The organism is Saccharothrix coeruleofusca (genome assembly GCF_017876325.1).
In the GTDB taxonomy this organism is placed as follows: Bacteria; Actinomycetota; Actinomycetes; order Mycobacteriales; family Pseudonocardiaceae; genus Actinosynnema; species Actinosynnema coeruleofuscum.
The window spans coordinates 2146303-2165000 of the sequence record NZ_JAGINV010000001.1 but is presented as its reverse complement, the minus strand read 5'-3'; the positions used below and the strand labels follow the sequence as shown (position 1 = coordinate 2165000).

Genomic DNA, 18698 nt, shown 5'->3' with positions numbered 1-18698 from the left:
TCAGCTCGCTCAGCAGCTGGTCGAAGCCGGGGTCGGTGGGTGCCAGGCCCTCCAGCTCCCTCATCACCTGCTCGGCTTCGGCGTGCTCCCGCAGTTCGTGGTCGGCCACCTCGTCGCCGTCGGGCAGCGCCTGCCGCGCCGCCGGGTACATGAACTGCTCCTCGGCCGCCGCGTGGCGGGCCAGCTCGCTGATCGCCCGGTCGGCCAACGCGCGGCGGTGCTGCGGGGTGCCGCGCCCGCTCTCCAGCTCTTGGAACAGCCGCTCGACCGCGCGGTGGTCGGCGGTGATCACGCGGATCAGGTCGGTGTCGTAGTCGTTGGCGGCCACGGGTCCTCCAGACGCTCGGGTGGCCGCGGCGTACCCGTGCCGCGGGTGACCAACCGACGATCACCTGATCGTGTGCCACGCCATCGGTGCAAGGGGCCAGCCCGAATGGGGCCTTTCCGAGTCGGCGGCGCTGACCGGGGGTATCCGCAGCTCATGCGCTTCAGCCGCAAGCCGACGGGCAAGCAGTTCTTCGAGCTGTTCACCGCGATCGGGTCGAACATCGGGCACAGCGTCGAGGTGCTGCGCGAGTTCGTGCGGGCACCCGCCGAGCAGCGCGCGGAGCTGGCCGCCCGGATGCGGGAACTGGAGCACGCGGGCGATGACGCTACCCACGCGATCATCGAGCACCTCGACCGGTCGTTCGTCACGCCGTTCGACCGGGAGGACATCTACCGCCTGGCCGTTCGGCTCGACGACGTGGTGGACCACATGGACGCGGCGGTCGACCTGGCCACCCTCTACCGGGTGCAGGAGCTGCCCGATGGCGTGGAGGCGCTGGTCGGTCTGCTGTGCCAGGCGGCCCAGCTGACCGCCGAGGCGATGCCCCGGCTGGCGTCGCCGCAGAACCTGACCACCTACTGGGTCCGGGTGAACGAGCTGGAGAACGACGCCGACCAGGTGTACCGGAGACTGCTGTCGGCGCTGTTCAACGGCAGTCGGGACGCGCTGGAGGTGCTGAAGCTGAAGGACGTGGTGGACGAGCTGGAGTCGGCCGCCGACGCGTTCGAGCACGTGGCCAACGTGGTGCACTCGATCGCGGTCAAGGAATCCTGATGCTGACCACCGGGCTGGTGCTGGTCGTCGTGCTCGCCCTGGCGTTCGACTTCACCAACGGCTTCCACGACGCGGCCAACGCCATCGCCAGCGCGGTGTCGACCCGAGCGCTGGGCCTGCGGGGCGCGCTGGCGCTGGCCGCGGTGATGAACCTGATCGGGGCGCTGCTGGGCACGGGGGTCGCGGTCACCATCGCCTCCGGCGTCATCGACACCCCGGTCGGCGAGGACGCGCTGCACGTGGTCACCGCAGCGCTGGTGGGCGCGATCACCTGGAACCTGATCACCTGGTACTTCGGTCTGCCGTCGTCGTCATCGCACGCGCTGGTCGGCGGGCTGGTCGGGGCCGCGCTGGCCTCGGCGACCTCCGTGCACTGGGCGGGCGTGCTGGAGAAGGTCGTCGTGCCGATGGTGGCCTCGCCGGTGGTCGGTCTGCTGCTCGGCTACGCGGTGATGACGGCGATCCGGTGGGCGTTCCGCAACACCAACCCGCACCGGGCGGGCCACCTGATGCGGCGGGCCCAGGTGTTCTCCGCGGCGAGCCTGGCACTGGGGCACGGCCTGCAGGACGCCCAGAAGAGCATGGGGGTCATCGTCCTGACACTGGTGGTGACCGGGCACCAGCAGGACTACCGGGTGCCGCTGTGGGTGGTGGTGGCGTGCGCGCTGGCGTTGGCGGCGGGCACCTACTCGGGTGGCCTGCGGATCATGCGCACGCTGGGCAGGCGCATCTTCCACCTGACCCCGCCGCACGGCTTCGCGGCGGAGCTGTCGGCCTCGTCGGTGCTGTACCTGACCGCCTTCGCGTTCGCCGCCCCGATCTCCACCACGCACGTGATCACCTCGGCGGTGATGGGCGTGGGGGCGACCACGCGCCGCTCCGCCGTGCGCTGGTCGGTGGCGGGTGACATCGCGAAGGGCTGGGTGCTCACCCTGCCGTGCTCGGCCGCCGCGGCCGCCGCCGCGCACGTCGTCGTGTCGCTGCTGTGAGGACCGGGCCGCTCATGGCCGCAGCACCAGGCGGACCGGGTCGCCCTCCTTGCGGATCAGCCGGTCCACGGCCTCCTGCGCCCGCGCCAACGGCAGCACGTCGGTGACGGAGCGGCTGAAGTCGATCCGCCGGTGGGCGACCAGCGCCACCAGCTCGGTCAAGTGCTGGGGCTCGGAGCCGTAGTGGCCGCGCACCTGCTGCTGGAAGTAGCTGAACGCGGTGCCGTTGGTGATGGTCAGCGGCTGGTTGGTCAGCCCGACCAGCACCAGCCGCCCGCGCGCCGCCAGGCAGGACACCGCCTGCTCGCGCACCGCGGCCACACCCGCGAAGTCGAAGGCCGCGGCCAAGCCCTGCCCGCCGGTGACCTCGCGCACCCGCTGCGGCAGTTCCGCGTCGGCCGGGTCGAGGACCAGGTCGGCGCCGAAGGCCAGGGCGCGCTCCCGCGCGGCGGGCAGCGGGTCGACGGCGACGACGGGGGCCGCGCCCACCAGGCGCAACAGCTGCACGGCGTGCGCGCCCAGGCCGCCCGCGCCCCACACCCCCACCGGCTCGGCCGGGCGGACCTGCCCGGTGGCGGTGATGGCCGCCCACGGTGTGCTGACCGCGTCGGGGATGATCGCGGCCTGCTCGAACGGCAAGTCGTCCGGGATGGGCACGACCGTGTCCGCCGCGGCGAGCGCGTGCTCGGCCCAGCCGCCGTCGTAGTCGACCCCGCGCGTGTAGACCACGCCCTCGCGCTCCTCGCCCGCCTGCAGCAGCACCCGCTGCCCCGTGGCCACGGCGGTCACGTCCGGGCCGAGCGCGTCCACGGTGCCCGCCACCTCGTGACCGAGGGTGACGCTGTCGTCGGCCAGGAACAGCGGCGAGAGGCTGCCGTCGATCAGGTGCACGTCGGACAGGCACACGCCCGCGGCGGCCACCCTGATGCGGACCTGCCCCGGTCCCGGTTCCGGCGTGGGCACCTGGTCCACCACCAGCTCGCGGGTCCTGACGTTCAACCGGGCTGCCAACATGGACGACTCCTCACAGCAGGACTGTCGGCCTCGGACTGTTCCGTCCTACTGACCGGGCGGCGGACCCGCAACAGGAGGTCGGGCTACTCGCACAGCGCGGTGTCCAGCGCCGCCTCGACGCGCTGGTAGGCGGGCAGCGTCGAGGACAGCGCGGTGACCACCACCGTGGCCGCCTTCCCGTCCGGTCCGACGCCGTTGGCGGTGGTGTAACCGGGGGCCAGCCCGCCGTGGGTCCAGGCGAACCCGCCGCAGCTGAGCTTGAAGGTGGCGATGCCCAGCCCGTAGCGCGACTCGCCCACGGTGTCGAAGCCGGGGGCCTCGACCGTGGTCCGCATCTGCCGCAGCAGTTCCGGCGCGAGCAGGGTGCCGTCCAGCAGCGCGGTCATGAAGCGGTTGAGGTCCCTGGGGGTGCCGACCAGCTGGCCTGCGGCCCAGCCTCCCGAGGGGTCGGACTCGGTGACGTCGACCGGCGTGGTGCTGCCCTGCGGGGTGAGGTAGCCGTGCGGGTGCGCGCCCCGGATGCGCTGCTCGCCGACACCGGGCCAGTAGGTCTCGCGCAGTCCGAGGCGGTTGATGATCCGGTTGGTGATCTCCTCGCCGATCGGCCTGCCGGTGACCTTCTGCACGACCAGTCCCGCCAGCACGTAGTTGGTGTTGGCGTAGCTCCACCCCGGTTCGGGTCGCGGCTGCGCCAGCGCCACGTCGACCAGCTCCCTCGGTTCCACGTGGACGTGCAGCGTGGAGACGACGTCCTTGAGCACCGCCTCGTCGTAGTCGGGCAGGCCGCTGGTGTGCTGCAGCAGCTGGCGGACGGTGATCCGGTTGCCGTCGAAGCCGTTGCCGCGCACCACGCCGGGCAGATAGGTCTCCACCGGTGCGTCCAGGTCGATCCTGCCCTCGCCCACCAGTTGCAGCACGACGGTCGCGGTGAACATCTTGGTGTTGCTGGCGATGCGGACCTGGCCGTTGACGGGGACCTCCGCCTTGGTCTTCAGGTCGGCGACTCCCGCTGTGTAGTCGCGGACCCGGCCGTCGCGCTCCCGCACCGAGGCCAGCGCGGCGGGGAACTGGTGGTCGCGGACCAGGCCGTCCAGGCTCCGCTGCACCGCGTCGGGGTGCCGGGCGGATTCGGTGTCGGCGGCGCTCGCCCGGACGGCGGTCACCCCGCCCGCGACGGCGAGCGCGGTCAGCACCGCGATCCAGCCACGCCCTGCCCGCGCACGGGTGGGGCGGGACTTGACGGAGGTGGTCTCGACTGGACGAGCGGACATGGGATCTCCCCTGCTGCGCCGGTGTTCCTCGGACGTGGCCAGCATGTCCGAGAACCGGCGCCCCATCGATCCCGTGGCCTGGACAGTGGTGGTACGGCTGGCTGTACCACCACTGTCCGCAAAGGACCGCGGAGCAGGCGGATCAACGCCGCCGACGGGTGTCGTCCAGGTAGCGCAACACGGCGGTGACGCGGCGGTCCGAGCGGTCGGTCGGCGCCAGGTCGAGCTTGGCGAAGATGTTGCGGATGTGCTTGTGCACCGCGCCTTCGGTGACCACCAGCCGGTCGGCGATGGCGGTGTTGCCCAGCCCCTCGGCCATCAGCGCCAGCACGTCGCGCTCCCGCGGGCTGAGGCGCTCCAGCCTGCTGTCGGGGCGCGTGCGGGCCAGCAGCTGGGCGACCACCTCGGGGTCGATGGCGGTGCCGCCCCCGGCCACCCGGTGCAGCGCGTCCAGGAACTCCTGCACCCGCCCGACCCGCTCCTTGAGCAGGTAGCCGAGGCGGGCACCGCCGTGGGAGAGCAGCTCGGTGGCGAAGGCCTGCTCCACGTAGGCCGACAGCACCAGCACCGCCAGGTCGGGGTGCCTGCGGCGGGCCTCGACGGCCGCGGTGATCCCCTCGTCGCTGTGCGTCGGCGGCATCCGCACGTCCACGATGGCGGTGTCCGGCCGGTGCTCGTCGACCGCGGCCAGGAACTCGTCCGGGGTGCCGGTGGTGGCCACGACGTCGAGGGACTCGGCGCGCAGCAGCAGCGCGAGGCCCTCGCGCAGCAGTGGGTCGTCCTCGGCGATCACGATCCGCACGGCAGGCTCACCACCAGCGCCGTCGGTCCGCCGGGCGGGCTGGTGAGGACGAAGGTCCCGTCGTGCGCCTCGACGCGGCGGCGGATGCCCGCCAGGCCGGACCCGGTGCCCTCGTCCGCCCCGCCGCGGCCGTCATCGGTGATCTCGATGCGCAGTCGGTCGTCATGGCGGCGAAGCGTAACGGTGGCCTGTCGGGCGCCGCTGTGCCGGGCGACGTTGGTCAGCGCCTCGGCGACCGCGAAGTAGGCGGTGGCCTCGACCGACGCGGCGCACCGCTCGGGCAGGTCGGCGTCGACCCGGCAGGGCACCGGGCAGTCCGCCGCCAGCGCGGACAGGGCGTCGGAGAGGCTGCGGTCGGCCAGCACCGGCGGCAGGATGCCGCGCACGACCGCGCGCAGCTCGGCCAGCGCCTGCTCGGCGGCGCCCTGGGCGCGGTCGAGGGCGGCCTCGGCCGTGGCGGTGTCGCGGGTCAGCGCGCGGCGGGCCGCGCCGAGCAGCACGGTGACCGCCACCAGCCGGTTCTGCGTCCCGTCGTGCAGCGCCCGCTCGATCCGCCGCAGCTCGGCGGTGTGCGCGTCCAGCGCGGCGGCCCTGGTCGCGGTCAGCTCGGCCACCCGCAGCGCCAGGTCCGCGCCTCGGTCGGGCGGCAGCAGGCGACGTCCCGGCCACGCCTGCAGCCGCGCCATGCCCGGCGTGACCGCGAGGCTGACCACCAGCCACAGCAGACCCAGCAGGGAGGTGGCGAAGGCGCCTGCCCAGTCGTGCACCACCCACAGACCGAGGCCCGCGGTGGTGTCGACGTCGCCTTCGAGCTTCCACCACAGCGGGTAGGACAGGTCCCGCACCGCGTTGAGGGGGAGCGTCAGCGCCGCCAGGCCGAGGAACAGCCCCAGTGTCGAGTGGACCGCCACCCACCCCAGCTCCCGCCGGACCGACGCGTCCCGCAGTGCCTCGCGCAGCCTCGGGGGCACCGGGTCCGGACCGAGGATCTCCGGTCCCCACCGGGACAGCCGGGCGCGTTCCCGGTCCGCCACCACCCGCAGCACGCGCAGGGTGGTGGGCGCGAGCACCACCCCCACGCCCACCAGGCAGGCCACGGCGGTGACGAGCAGGAGGAACAGCGCGACCACCGAGAGGATCGCCGTGCCCAACCCGCCGACGAGGTGTTCCAATCCGTCCAGCGTGGTGCGGGCGCGGGCGGCGACGTCCCACCGCCGGGCGGGTTCGGCTCCACTGGTCGACACCGGCCAAGGACACCACTTCACCGGGCGGGACGCCAGGGCGGGGTCCGAGGAGTACAGCCTGCTGTACCCGGTCCGGCCTGCTGGCGGGATCGCCGAGGCCGGTGCCCGCTGCGTAGCTTCCGGGTATGACGAACATCCGGTCGAACTCGCACAACTCCTCCCCCGTCGGCTCCAGCGCGGCGCGCCCGGTGCTCTGGGTGGTCCTGCTGGTCAGCGGGGTGGCCAACATCATCACCGCCCCCATGGACATCAACGTGGTCGTCGACACCGCGCTGGGCCTGATCACGCTGTCCTCGGGCGCCGCGCTGATCGTCGACCACTACAAGCGGCGACGTCGTTGAGCGGCCGTGGGCGGGGCCGGGCAGTGGTTACCGGCCCCGCCGGGGGCGTCGGGTAGTACTTGCCGGTGGGTCAGGCGAACTGGCCCACCTGGTAGTCGCCCGCGGGCTGGCGGACGATGACGTTGAGCCGGTTGTAGGCGTTGATGAGGGCGATGAGCGACACGAGCGCGCCGAGCTGCTCCTCGTCGTAGTGCTTGGCGGCGTTGGCCCACGCCTCGTCGGTGACGCCGCCCGCGGCGTCGGCGATGCGGGTGCCCTGCTCGGTCAGCTCCAGCGCGGCGCGCTCGGCCTCGGTGAACACCGTGGCCTCCCGCCAGGTGGCGATCAGGTTCAAGCGCAGCTGCGTCTCCCCCGCGTGCGCGGCTTCCTTGGTGTGCATGTCGGTGCAGAAGCCGCAGCCGTTGATCTGGCTGGCGCGGATCTTCACCAGCTCCTGGGTCGCCGGGGGCAGCGTCGAAGTGGTGATGGCCTTGCCCGCCGGGGTGAGGTGCTTGACGAACTTGGCGGCGACGGGGTTGCCGAAGAGGTTCAGACGCGCGTCCATGGTGATCTCCTTGCCGTGTCGGTGCTTCCACAGCGATGACGGGGCGGGAGGAGCAGATGTGACAGCTCGGCTTGTGACGTGCGTCGCACCGGTGACGCGCTCCCCGGCGAGCACGCGGAACGCCCGCCACCTCGGGGGGTGAGGTGACGGGCGTTCCCCTGCGGCAACGGATCAGCCGCAGTGCTCGAACTGGCTCTCGTACGACGACGCGCCCGCGCCGCCGCCCCATTTGACGCACTTGCCCGGCGCGGCGGCGGAGACCGGTCCCGCGAAGTACCCGAACTCGCCCGCGTCGACGCGCCGAGCCGAACCCTGGACCTCCAGGAAGGCCGAGGTTTGCGACGGCGTGCCCAAGGAGGCGGTCTTCGTGGTGGCCACGCAGTTGTTGCCGTTGGCCGCGTTGTAGGACAGGTACACCCGGCCGTCCCGGCCCAGCGGCGCGGAGTCGACCACCGAGTAGCCGCTGCCGCACACCGGCGCGCCGAGGTCGGCTTCGGTCACCACCGACCAGCGGATCGTGGCGTTGGCGTTCATCGCGGGCCCGGCCTCGTACAGCACGCCCGCCGAGGTGGCGGAGAGCTGCACCATGTCGGAGTAGGCCGCGTCCTGGTCCCAGACCACGACGCCGCCTGCCTTGCCGCCCCAGTTGCCCCCCTCGTCGAACGAGGAGCGGATGACCAGCTCCTTGCGGCGGTCGCAGACCGACGGCGCGGCGAACAGGACGCGGTTGTGGCCCGCGCCCCGGTCGGTCGCGCTCATCCGCAGCGTCGAGCCCTGGACCACCGGGGTGACCAGGTCCTCCTCGAAGGCGAACCCGCCGTCGAAGGTCGCGCCGCCGTCGGCGCTGATCGCGTACGCCCGGTTGTTCCGGCCGCCGTTGAGGCACTTGTCGTCGTTGTTGGCGTTGTTGCGGGCCGCTGCGTAGACGCGGCCGTCGGCCAGCTCGACCAGGCTGATCTCCTGCGGGTTCAGGCTCGCCGTGCCCGTGCCGGTGGCCCCGCGCTGCCAGGTGACGCCCTTGTCGTCGCTGTAGATGATCGAGCCGTGGTTCTTGCCGTTCCAGTGGTAGCTCATCCCGGCCACCAGCCTGCCCGCGTGCGCGCCCCTGGTCAGCACCAGCCCGTGGGACGGGCCGGTGGCCAGCCAGCTCGGCGCGCCGCTGAAGCCCAGCTGCTCGGTCAGCACCCTGGGCGCGGACCAGGTCTGCCCGTTGTCGTCGCTGATCGAGACCCGCGGGATGCGGTTGCAGTCGGGGTTGCGGTCGCACTCCATCACCGACAGCAGCACGATCCGGTCGCTGCCGGGGACGACGATCGGGGTCGGGTTGCCCTTGGTGTCGCCGTGCCCCTCGATGACGACCTTCAGCGCGCCCCAGGTCCGGCCGCCGTCGGTGGAGCGCTTGACCACCAGGTCGATGTCGCCCAGGTCGTTGCAGAAGCTCGCGCCGCCGTTGCGGCCCTCGGCGAAGGCCAGCAGGTCGCCGTTGCCCGCCTTGACCACCGCCGGGATGCGGAAGCAGTCGTAGCCCTCGGTGTTCTCCTTGTAGACCACCGTGTTCGGCACGTCGTTGGCCGCTCGCGCCGGGGTGGGCGACAGCGCCGAGACGGCCGAGGCGGCGGCCAGGACGACCGCCGCTCCGGTCAGCAATCGCATGTCAGCCTCTCAGCCGCAGTGCTCGAACTCGCTGTCGTAGGCGGCGGTGCCGACGGAACCGCCCCACTTGACGCACTTGCCCGCGGCCACCGCGCTCACCGGGCCCGCGTAGTAGGTGAAGTTGCCCTGGTCGGTGATCCGCGCCTGGCCTTGGACTTCCAGGTAGGCCGTCGTCGCGCTGGCCGTGCCGATCGAGGTGCCCTTGATGGTGGCCACGCAGTTCTTGCCGGTGGTGGCGTCGTAGAGCAGGTGCACGGTGCCCGCCGAGCCGGGCAGCTGCGCCGTGTCGATCACGCTGTAGCCATCGCCGCAGACGTCCTCGGCGTCGTGCGGGTTGTCGCTGCCGCCGCCGTCGCAGGTGTTGCGGGAGGTCAGCGTCTGGTTGGGGTAGCCGAACCGGACGCCGTTGAAGTAGGCCGGGCGGAGGTTGCCGGGGTAGGACCCGTCCACGCGCACCTCGTAGTGCAGGTGGGCGCTGATGTTGTTGCCCGGCTTGCTGGTGTGCCCGACCTCGCCGATCTTCTGGCCCTGCGCCACGGTGGCGCCCACCGAGACGGTGCGGACGCGCAGGTGGGCGTAGTAGGTGTACCAGCCGCCGCCGTGGTCGATCTTGATCAGGTTGCCGTAGCGGTTGACCTCGCCCTGGTGGGCGGAGATCACCACGGTGCCCGCGGCGGCGGCCACGACGGTGTCACCCTCGTCCGCGCCCGCGCTGCTGCCCCGGTTGAAGTCGATCTCCCAGCTCTGGTGCGCGTTGCTGTTGTCGTTGTCCCCGTTCCACGACTGGCCGCAGGGGAACGGCAACTGGAAGCGCGGCTCGGCGGCGGACGCCTGCGCGTTGGAGAGCACCAGCCCGGACAGCGCCGTCACCAGCGCCAGTGCCGCGGTTCTGATTCTCATGTCGGTTCTCCTCTGGGGGCGGAAGTCAGCACTTGGGCGCGACGGGCGCGTCCGAGCCGGTCAGCAGGTAGGTGTCGGAGACGTAGTGGTCCGGTCCGATGCGGTCCCAGATGGTGCTGGTGCCGTACGGGCCGGTGACCTCCTCGCCCTCGACGTAGCACTCGACGATCACCTTGGCCTTGTTGGCGGCCAGGCCCTTGATGGCGGCGGTGGTGCTGGGCGCGGCGCGCAGGTTCAGCGGGCTGCCGCTGGTGTTGACCACGCCGGTCGGACCGGTGCCGGTCCACAGGTAGGACACGTTGATCCAGCCGTTGTCGGACATCTTCAGGCCGTCCCAGAAGGTGCCGTCACCCAGGTCGATGCCCGCCGGGTTGGCGGGCCTGCGGCCGAACTCGTCCTTGCCCCCGTTGTAGCCGTCCTGGTAGGCGGCCTGCGCCTCGGGCTTGCCCTGCGGCAGGTCCTTCCACATCTGGCGGGTGGCCGAGGGGTTCCAGTAGTCGTCCATGGTGTTCCACGGGCCGACGTCCCACACCGGCGCGTACTCGCAGCGGCTGTTGTCGGTGCGGCACAACCGCACGGTGTAGTCACCGGTGTTCTTGGGCGCCAGGCCGCGACGCGAGGGCAGAGCGACGAAGTGGTCCCGGTTGCCGATGACGTGGCCGTTGGCGGTGGTGCGCCCTGCCAGCCCTTCCCTCGTGGCGAACACGCGGTAGGTCAGCGGCGCGGCAGCGGCACCGACCTCGGCGGCCCGCGTGCGCGGCGCGGCGTCGGCGGTGAGGTCGACGCGCTCGACGCTGGGCGCCGCACCGGTGGCGGACAGGGTCACGCGCACCTGCACGGTGGTCACCGAGGCGGGCAGCACTTCACCGGCGGGCGTCCACTCCGTCCAGTCGCGGTCGGAGGTCTTGCCGCGCACGTCCACCTCGACCGCGGCACCGGCCGGGACGTCGGCCTCGGCGCGGGCGCTGATCCGGTCCACCGGTCGGTCCAGCGACCGCTCGCCGAGCAGCAGGTAGCCCTGACCGGCGCGCTCGGCGCTGCCCAGGGTCAGCTCGCCGTCGCGCACCGCGACACCGACGTCGTCCCCGTCCACCGCGGACAGGTCGGCTGACCAGCTCGGTCCGGACTGCTCGGCCTGCGCGGGCGCCACGGCCGCGGCCAGCGCGGCGGGCACCGACAGGGCGGCGACGCCGAGCGCCACCGCCCGACTGGAGATCTTCGTTCGCCTGGTCACCGCAGAAATCCCCTTCCCCAGTGGCACGGGGTGTCCGTGCCAGGGCAGGACTCAACGGGTCGCGGCTACAAGATCCGTACAAACCTCAGGCGAGCGCGGTGCGCAGCCGCTCCGCCAACGCCCGCTCCTCGCGCGAGGCGGACAGCTCCCGCCACAGCGCCAGCGCCGCCTCGAAGTGCTCGCGCGCCTGCTCCAGCCGCCGCGCCCGCTGGTGCAGCTCCCCCAGCAGCTCGCGGACCACCGCCTCGGAGCGGCGGTCGCGGTTGCGGCGGTGCGCGGCCAGGCAGCCGCCCAGCAGCACCTCGGCGTGCGCCGGGTCGCCACCGCGCAGGTGCACCTCGGCCAGGTCCTGGTGGGCGTAGACGACGCACTTGTGGTCGCCGAGGTCGTCGAAGATCGCCACCGCCTCGTCCAGCCGCTGCCTGGCCTGGTCGAGCTCGCCCCGGCGGCGGGCCAGCTCGGCCAGCCGCTGCCGGGCGTGCGCGGCGCGGTGCCGGTCGTCCACCGCCTCGGCCAGCGCCAGTGCGCCCGCGAACCACCGCTCGGCGTCGCGCAGGTCGCCGCGCTCCATCCGCACCGCGCCCAGCGCCAGCTCCAGCGCCGCCTGGCGCTGCCGGTCGCCGCGCCTGGTGAACACCGCCAGCGCCCGGCCGCCGCGGTCCAGTGCGGCGTCGTGCTCGCCGCGGATGCGCAGCACGGTGATCGCGCCGGTCAGCGCGATGGCCGCGCCGTGCTCGTCGCCCGCCCGCTCGAACAGCTCGCGGGAGGCGTCGAACGCGGCCATCGCCTCGGCGTAGCCGTCCTGGTAGACGTGCACCAGGCCCAGGTTGCGCAACAGGATCGCCTCGCCCCGCTCGTCGCCCGCCCGGCGCGCGGCGGCCAGCGCCACCCGGTGCGTGCGCAGCCAGTCCTCGTGCCTGCTGCGCAGGTCGAAGTACGGCGCGAAGGCGGCGGCCAGCCGCCAGGCCAGGTCGTCGTGGCCCCACTCGGCGGCCAGCGCCACCACGGAGACGCCGGTGCCGGTCGTGGTGTCGTACCAGACGTCCGGTCGCGCCACCAGCGACTCCACGGCGGGCGGGCGCCACGCTCCGGCGGTCTCCCAGGACGGCACCAGGCCGAAGTAGTTCGTCGGCAGGCCGTCCGCGGCGGTGACGGCCAGCGCGAGGAAACCCTCCGCCACCCGGCGCACGGCCGCGCGGCGGTCCTGCCGCGGATCGTTCTCGGACTGCTCGCGGGCGTAAACGCGCAGCAGGTCGTGCAGCCGGTACAGGGGCTCGCCCCGGCTGTCCGCGCTGGCCAGCTCGACCAGGTGGGCGTCGACCAGCACGTCGAGCACGTCGTCGGCCTCGGGGCGGTCCAGCAGCGCGGCCACCACCCAGGAGGGGAACTGCCCCCGGCCGAGCAGGCCCAGACCGCGGAAGGCGCGGGCGGCGGTGCCGGACAGCTGGTCGTAGCTCAGCGCGACGCTGGCGCGCACCGCCAGGTCGCCGACGCGCAGCTCGTCGAGCAGCCGCCGCTCGTCGGCCAGCCGCTCGGCGAACCGGCGCAGCGTCCACTGCGGGCGGTGCGCCAGCCGGGCCCCCGCGACCCGGATCGCCAGCGGCAGGTAGCCGCACGACTCCAGGATCGCGGTCGCGCCATCGGGCTCGGCGGCCACCCGCGCGGCACCCGCCACGTCCGACAGCAGGCCCGCGGCCTCGTCCAGGGGAAGCACGTCCAGCTCGACGGTGTGCGTCCCGCCCAGGTCCGGCAGCCGGGTCCGACTGGTCAGCAGCACCGCCGACCCGCCCGCACCGGGCAGCAGCGGCCGCACCCGCGCGGCCTCGCCCGCGTCGTCGAGCACCACCAGAACCCTGGACGCGGCCAGCTTCGACCGCAGCAGCGACGCCCGGTCGGCCACCTCGCGGGGCAGCGCGGTCTCCGGCACGCCCAGCGCGCGCAGCAGCTCCACCAGCACGTCGCCGGGCCGCCGCGGGTGGTCGGTGGTGCCGCCGAGGTCCACGTGCAGCTGGCCGTCGGGGAAATCCGCCCGCACCTCGTGCGCCACCCGCACCACGACCGCCGACTTGCCCACGCCGGGCGGGCCGGAGACGATCGCGACGGTGGGCCGCCCGGCCCGGCCGCGCTCGCGCAGCAGGCCGACCAGCCGGTCCACCACGGCCTGCCTGCCGGTGAAGTCGAGCAGGTCCAGCGGCAGCTGGCAGACCGGCTCGTGCTCACCCGCCTCGGCGGTGACCAGCGCCGAGCGCAGCCCGCGCAGCCGGGGGCCCGGCTCCACGTCCAGCTCCTCGCGCAGCACCCGCTCGGCCTCGGCGTAGGCGCCCAGCGCCTCGGCCCGGCGGCCCGCCCCGTCCAGCGCGGTCATCAGCTGCACCCAGCGCTCCTCGCGCAGCGGGTCGTCGTTGAGCAGACCGCGCAGCTCGACCACGGCCTCGCCGTAGCGGCCCAGCTCGATCTGCACGCGGGTGCGCAGCTCCTGAGCGGACAGCCGCAGCTCGGCCAGCCGGGCCAGCGGCGCGCTCCAGGCGTGCCCGTGCGGCAGGTCGGCGAGCACGGGGCCGCGCCACAGCGCCTCCGCGCGCGTCAGCTCGACCAGGGCGGCCTCCTGCTCGCCAGCGTCGAGGGCGCGCTGGGCGGCGGCGACGCGGGCCTCGAAGACGACCCGGTCGACCTCATCGGGGGCGGCGTGCAGCAGGTAGCCCGCCGAGCGGGCCTCGATGCGCTCGGCCAGCTCGGCCTCGTGCTCGGCCAGGCCGCGGCGCAGGGCGTGCACGTAGGTGCGGATGTTCGCGGCGGCCGACCTGGGCGGCCCGCCGGGCCAGAGCACGTCGGCGAGGACGTCGGTGGACACGGTCACGCCCGCCTCGAGCACCAGCGCGGCCAGCAGGGCGCGCGGCTTCGCCCCGCCCAGCGCGACGCTGCGGCCCCCGACCACGACTTCGAGCGGTCCGAGCAGGCGAAACTCGACGGCAGACACGCAGCTGGCTCCCCCCAGAGACCTGGCCTTCGGAAACGGGCCGTTCTGGATCGTATGGGCAGGCCAGACCGACGACAATGGCCTCGCGCCGAACGCTTGTACGGCTCGTGTGCGCACCGCCGCGACGCTGCGCCCATGACGTCTTCACGGATCAGGCGGATGGGTGCGGCCGCCGCGGTGCTGATCACCGCGGCGGTGGGATTGGCGGCGGGCGTGACGCCCGCGGTGGCGGCGGCGGCGACCGGCACGGTGGTGACGGCGGGCGATCCCCTGACCGTGCGCCGCGCGCCCACCACCTCGGCGACCGCGATCGGCTCGGTGGCCAACGGGACCTCCGTCGGCATCGACTGCCAGCTCAACGGGGTGTCGGTGGCAGGCCCCCTGGGCACCACGACCATCTGGGACTACGTGCCCGCCCTGGGCGGGTACATCTCCGACGGCTACGTGCGCACCGGCTCCGACGGCCGGGTGGCCCCGGACTGCGGGGTGGGCACCGGCAGCGCGGCCTGCTCGACCGGCGCGTGCGCCGGGGAGGCGCAGTTCCGCTCGAACGGCCCCCGCTTCTCCGTGTACGACCGCGACGCCGACGGCAAGTCCGCGGTGGTGGCCTACTGGCTCAGCAACGGCACCGGCCCGTTGTACGCCTGGAACTCCGGCGGCGAGGGCACGGTCGCGGAGAGGACGGTCTCCGCGACCAAGGGCGACTGGATCTCCTACAAGGTCTGCGTCGCGGACTACTCGGCCACCGACCCCACACTCCAGTCCTGCAGCGCCGGGCTGACCGACTACGTCGCCTGAAAGGGAACCGCGATGCCTCCGATGAAACGACGCGCCGTGCTGCTGGGCGGACTGGCCACGGCGGGCGCCGCGGCGCTGCCCTCGTGGGCGCACGCCCGCACCGCCGCCGCCGCGCCCGCGATCCGCGACCCGTTCCAGCTCGGCGTGGCCTCGGGCGACCCGCTGGCCGACAGCGTGGTGCTGTGGACGAGGTTGGCGCCCGCGCCGCTGAACGCCGACGGCTTCGGCGGGATGCCCGACGCCACCTACGACGTGGAGTGGGAGATCGCCACCGACCAGGCGTTCTCCTCGGTGGTCCAGCGCGGCACCACGACCACCACCCGCGCGCTGGGGCACAGCGTGCACGTCGAGCCGGTGGGCCTGGCCTCGGGCCGCGAGTACTTCTACCGCTTCCGCACCGGCGGGCACATCTCCCCCGTGGGCCGCACCCTCACCGCGCCCGCCGCCGGGGCGTCGGTGAGCCAGCTGAAGTACTGCTTCGCCTCCTGCCAGCACTGGGAGGAGGGGTGGTACCACGCGCACCGCGGCATCGCGGCCGACAACCCGGACCTGGTGCTGTTCCTCGGCGACTACATCTACGAGAAGCCCTCCGGCAGGGACGCGGCCGAGAAGGTGCGCGGGGTGTTCTACACCGACGAGACCACCACGCTGGCCGGGTACCGCGCACGGTACGCCCAGCACCGCACCGACCCCAACCTCCAGGCTTCGCACGCCGCCGCGCCGTGGCTGGTGGTGTTCGACGACCACGAGGTGGAGAACAACTGGAACAGCTCGACCAGCCCGGCGACCGCGGCCCGCAAGGCCGCGGGCTTCCAGGCGTTCTACGAGAACATGCCGGTCCGCTCCACGGTGAAGCCCAGCGGGTCCGCCATCAAGCTGTACCGCAACTTCCTGTGGGGCGACCTGGCCCGGTTCCACATGCTCGACACCCGCCAGTACCGCAGCGTGCAGACCAGCGGCACCACCTGCACGCCCTACCGCGACACCTCGCGCACCATCACCGGCGCCGCGCAGGAGCAGTGGCTGCTCAAGAGCTTCGAGTCGCACCCGGCCACCTGGGACTTCCTCGGCCAGCAGGTGTTCTTCGCGCAGCGGGACGGCGACGGCGACAAGGCCACCTGCGAGAGCCCCGACTCCTGGGACGGCTACCAGGCCTCCCGCGACCGCATCGCCAAGGGCTGGGTGGACCGCCGCGTGCCCAACCCGATCGTGCTCACCGGCGACGTGCACCGGCACTGGGCCGCCGACCTGCGCCTGGACTACTACGACCACAGCGACCCGATCATCGGCTCCGAACTGGTGACCACGTCGGTGACCAGCCAGAACGACTCCTCCGCGCCGAGCTCGGCCTGGCGGTCCAACAACCCGCACATCAAGTACGTGCAGAACAAGCGGGGCTACGTCCGGGTGACCGCCACACCGGATCGGCTGACCGCCGACTTCCGGGTGGTGTCCAACGCCCTGGAGATCGATCCCGCCAAGGCCCTGCTCAGCACCGACGCCAGCTACGTCGTCGAAGCGGGCGCCAAGGGCCTGAAGCGGGCCTGATCACCGTGCTTCCCCGCCCAGGGGCCCTGGGCGGGGAAGCCACTCCTCGGCACCACGCGAGGCCGTCTGGGGGCGGCCTCGCGTGGTGCCGGGATCACGCCGAGCCGACCTCGGCGCGGGGGCGCTCCCGCGTCGCGGCACCCGGCTGGTCGTCCAGGTCGGTGCCCTCCACGTCGAGCGCGGGCAGCCAGCGCAGCCACTTGGGCAGCCACCACGCCTTCTCGCCCAGCAGCGCCAGCGCCGCGGGCACCAGGACCATGCGGACCACGAAGGCGTCCACGAGGATGCCGACCGCCAGCGCGAAGGCGATGGACTTGATCGGGCCCTCGCCCGCGGGCACGAAGCCCGCGAACACCGAGAACATGATCAGCGCGGCGGCCACGACCACCGGCGCGGCCTGCCGGAAGCCGGTGGTGATCGCGTCGCGGGGCGAGCCGCCCCGGTGGTGCGCCTCGTGCATCCGGGAGACCAGGAAGATCTGGTAGTCCATGGCCAGGCCGAACAGGATGCCGACCATCAGGATCGGGGTGAGGCTGAGCAGCGGGCCGGTGGTGTCGAGGTTGACCGCGTCGGCCAGCCAGCCCCACTGGAACACCGCCACCGTGGCGCCCAGCGACGCGCCGATGGTCAGCAGGAAGCCCAGCACGCCCACCAGCGGCACCAGCAGCGACCGGAACACCAGCACGAGCAGCACCAGCGCCAGGCCGACGACCAGGGCCAGGTAGACCGGCATGGCCTCGTCGAGGGCCACGGCCACGTCGACGCTGACCGCGGTGGTGCCGGTGACGTAGGCGGTCGCGCCGTCGACCTCCGCCAGCCGGTCGCGCAGGGCGGTGACCAGGTGCTCGGTGGCCTCGCTGGTCGGGCCGGACTTCGGGATGACGGTGAGCATGGCGGCGCTGCCGTCGGCGTTGGGCACCGGCGGGGTGACCAGGGCGACGTCCTCGACCCCCCGGACGGACTCGGCGGCCCGCGTCGCGGTCCCCACCGCCTGGCTGCCCTCGAACAGGACCACGAGCGGGCCGTTGAAGCCCTCGCCGAAGCCACGGGCGAGCAGCCGGTCGGCGCGGGCCTGGGTGCTGTCCTCGGCCGGGGTCTGCACCAGGGTGGTCTGCATCGAGGTCACCGGGAGCGCGACCGCGCCCAGCGCCACCACCGACAGCAGCAGGGCCACCACGCGGTTGCGGGTGATCCCGCCGATCCAGCCCTGGTAGAAGCCGCGCTCGTGGGCGTCGGCCCGCTCGGCGGGCGCGGTGCGCTGCTTGCGCGGCAGGGCGCGCTTGCCGAGGTAGCTGAGCACCGCGGGCACCAGGGTGATGGCGACCAGGACGGCGACGACGATGGTCAGCGCAGCGGCCACGCCCATCTGGGTCAGGAACGGGATGCCCACGACGGCCAGCCCGGCCAGCGCGATGACGACCGTCAGGCCCGCGGTGACCACAGCCGAGCCCGCGGTGCCCACGGCGGTGCCGATGGCCTCGCCCACGTCCAGGCCGCGGCGCAGCTCCTGCCGGTAGCGGTTGATGATGAACAGGGCATAGTCGATGCCCACCGCCAGGCCCAGCATCGCGGCCAGGATGGGGGTGGTGGACTGCAGGTCCATGAAGCCGGTGGCGATGGTGATGCCCAGCGCGCCGATGCCCACGCCGACCGCGGCGGTCAGCAGGTTCATGCCCGCGACGACCAGCGAGCCGTAGGTCAGGGCCAGGATCAGCAGAGCCACCACCACGCCGATGACCTCGGCCGCGCCGCCGATGTGCGGCGGGGCCTGCGCGGCCTCGCCGGTGACCTCGACGGTCAGCCCGCCCGCGCGGGCGTCGGTCACGGCCTCGGTCAGCGCGGTGCGCTGCTCCTCGGTCACCTCACCGGCCTTGGCCTGGTAGGTGACCGTGCTGTAGGCCGTGTCCTGCTGGGGGTTCACGGTCGGGGCCTGCGGGTCGAGCGGGTTGCTCGCCGAGGTCACACCGGGCAGCGCGCCCAGTTCCCGCACCAGCCCGACGATCTTCTGCGCGTTCTCCGGCGCGGTGAGCTGCTGCCCGTCGGGGGCCTTGACCACCACGCGGGCGGTCGCGCCGCCGCCGGAGCCGAACTGCTCCTTGATCTTGTCCAGGGCGGTGGTCGACTCCTGGCCGGGGATGGCGAAGGAGTTGGCGGTGGCCCCGGCCAGGGTGGTCGCGCCGATGGCGGTGCCCACCAGCACCACCAGCCACAGCAGGACCACCGCCAGTCTGCGCCGGTGCGCGCCGAATCCGAGTCGGTACAACAGACGTGCCATGCGAGA

General features: G+C 73.3%; 16 protein-coding genes (1 of these 16 running past the window's edge). 5 read left to right on the top strand and 11 right to left on the bottom strand.

Features of this window, described 5'->3' with window-relative positions; translation table 11 throughout:
• On the bottom strand, positions 1 to 328 hold the 5' portion of the coding sequence (locus JOF41_RS10085; protein WP_189226246.1) for a hemerythrin domain-containing protein. The gene continues 218 nt to the left of window position 1, outside the view; only the first 328 of its 546 coding nucleotides appear in the window; the start codon lies at positions 326 to 328; the stop codon falls past the left edge of the window.
• A gap of 153 nt (positions 329 to 481) precedes the next feature.
• Between JOF41_RS10085 and JOF41_RS10080 the strand changes: the two genes are divergently transcribed.
• Positions 482 to 1102, top strand: a complete 621-nt coding sequence (locus JOF41_RS10080; protein ID WP_189226247.1) for a DUF47 domain-containing protein — start codon at positions 482 to 484, stop codon at positions 1100 to 1102.
• Positions 1102 to 2091 (top strand): inorganic phosphate transporter, encoded by a 990-nt coding sequence (locus JOF41_RS10075; protein ID WP_209618049.1) that lies wholly within the window; start codon positions 1102 to 1104, stop codon positions 2089 to 2091. The genes JOF41_RS10080 and JOF41_RS10075 overlap by 1 nt, the downstream gene beginning before the upstream one ends.
• Positions 2092 to 2103: 12 nt before the next feature.
• Here JOF41_RS10075 and JOF41_RS10070 read toward each other — a convergent pair whose 3' ends face one another.
• The 4 genes from JOF41_RS10070 to JOF41_RS10055 all read right to left on the bottom strand — a co-directional run bounded on the left by JOF41_RS10070 (position 2104) and on the right by JOF41_RS10055 (position 6422).
• A complete protein-coding gene (locus JOF41_RS10070; protein ID WP_189226249.1) occupies positions 2104 to 3105 on the bottom strand; it encodes a zinc-binding dehydrogenase in 1002 nt (333 codons plus the stop codon).
• A gap of 83 nt (positions 3106 to 3188) precedes the next feature.
• On the bottom strand, positions 3189 to 4376 hold the full coding sequence (locus JOF41_RS10065; protein ID WP_209618046.1) for a serine hydrolase domain-containing protein: 1188 nt from the start codon (positions 4374 to 4376) through the stop codon (positions 3189 to 3191).
• A 142-nt stretch (positions 4377 to 4518) separates the two neighbouring features.
• Complete coding sequence (locus JOF41_RS10060; RefSeq protein ID WP_189226251.1) at positions 4519 to 5178, bottom strand: response regulator transcription factor; 660 nt, start codon at positions 5176 to 5178, stop codon at positions 4519 to 4521.
• On the bottom strand, positions 5166 to 6422 hold the full coding sequence (locus JOF41_RS10055) for a sensor histidine kinase (protein ID WP_209618043.1): 1257 nt from the start codon (positions 6420 to 6422) through the stop codon (positions 5166 to 5168). Before JOF41_RS10055 ends, JOF41_RS10060 begins: the two co-directional genes overlap by 13 nt.
• Before the next feature lie 125 nt (positions 6423 to 6547).
• Here JOF41_RS10055 and JOF41_RS10050 point away from each other — a divergent pair, with 125 nt between their 5' ends.
• Positions 6548 to 6763 carry a hypothetical protein gene (locus JOF41_RS10050; protein ID WP_209618040.1) on the top strand — a complete coding sequence of 72 codons (216 nt, stop codon included), beginning with the start codon at positions 6548 to 6550 and terminating at the stop codon, positions 6761 to 6763.
• A gap of 70 nt (positions 6764 to 6833) precedes the next feature.
• Here JOF41_RS10050 and JOF41_RS10045 read toward each other — a convergent pair whose 3' ends face one another.
• From JOF41_RS10045 to JOF41_RS10025, 5 genes are all read right to left on the bottom strand, one after another.
• Entirely contained in the window at positions 6834 to 7307 is a 474-nt protein-coding gene (locus tag JOF41_RS10045; RefSeq protein WP_189226254.1) for a carboxymuconolactone decarboxylase family protein, read from the bottom strand.
• 171 nt (positions 7308 to 7478) lie between these two features.
• A complete protein-coding gene (locus tag JOF41_RS10040) occupies positions 7479 to 8960 on the bottom strand; it encodes a sialidase family protein (RefSeq protein WP_209618037.1) in 1482 nt (493 codons plus the stop codon).
• Between the two features lie 9 nt (positions 8961 to 8969).
• Entirely contained in the window at positions 8970 to 9860 is an 891-nt protein-coding gene (locus JOF41_RS10035; RefSeq protein ID WP_189226256.1) for a M23 family metallopeptidase, read from the bottom strand.
• A gap of 25 nt (positions 9861 to 9885) precedes the next feature.
• Positions 9886 to 11094, bottom strand: a complete 1209-nt coding sequence (locus JOF41_RS10030) for a DUF8814 domain-containing protein (RefSeq protein ID WP_307867355.1) — start codon at positions 11092 to 11094, stop codon at positions 9886 to 9888.
• A gap of 85 nt (positions 11095 to 11179) precedes the next feature.
• A complete protein-coding gene (locus JOF41_RS10025; protein WP_209618035.1) occupies positions 11180 to 14071 on the bottom strand; it encodes an AfsR/SARP family transcriptional regulator in 2892 nt (963 codons plus the stop codon).
• Positions 14072 to 14206: 135 nt separating this feature from the next.
• Here JOF41_RS10025 and JOF41_RS10020 point away from each other — a divergent pair, with 135 nt between their 5' ends.
• Entirely contained in the window at positions 14207 to 14869 is a 663-nt protein-coding gene (locus JOF41_RS10020; protein WP_209618032.1) for a hypothetical protein, read from the top strand.
• Positions 14870 to 14881: 12 nt separating this feature from the next.
• Positions 14882 to 16417: an alkaline phosphatase D family protein gene (locus tag JOF41_RS10015; protein WP_209618029.1), complete on the top strand. Its 1536-nt coding sequence runs from the start codon at positions 14882 to 14884 to the stop codon at positions 16415 to 16417.
• Positions 16418 to 16511: 94 nt separating this feature from the next.
• Here the strand turns inward: JOF41_RS10015 and JOF41_RS10010 are convergent, their stop codons facing one another.
• Positions 16512 to 18692: an MMPL family transporter gene (locus JOF41_RS10010; protein ID WP_209618026.1), complete on the bottom strand. Its 2181-nt coding sequence runs from the start codon at positions 18690 to 18692 to the stop codon at positions 16512 to 16514.
• Between the last annotated feature and the right edge of the window lie 6 nt (positions 18693 to 18698).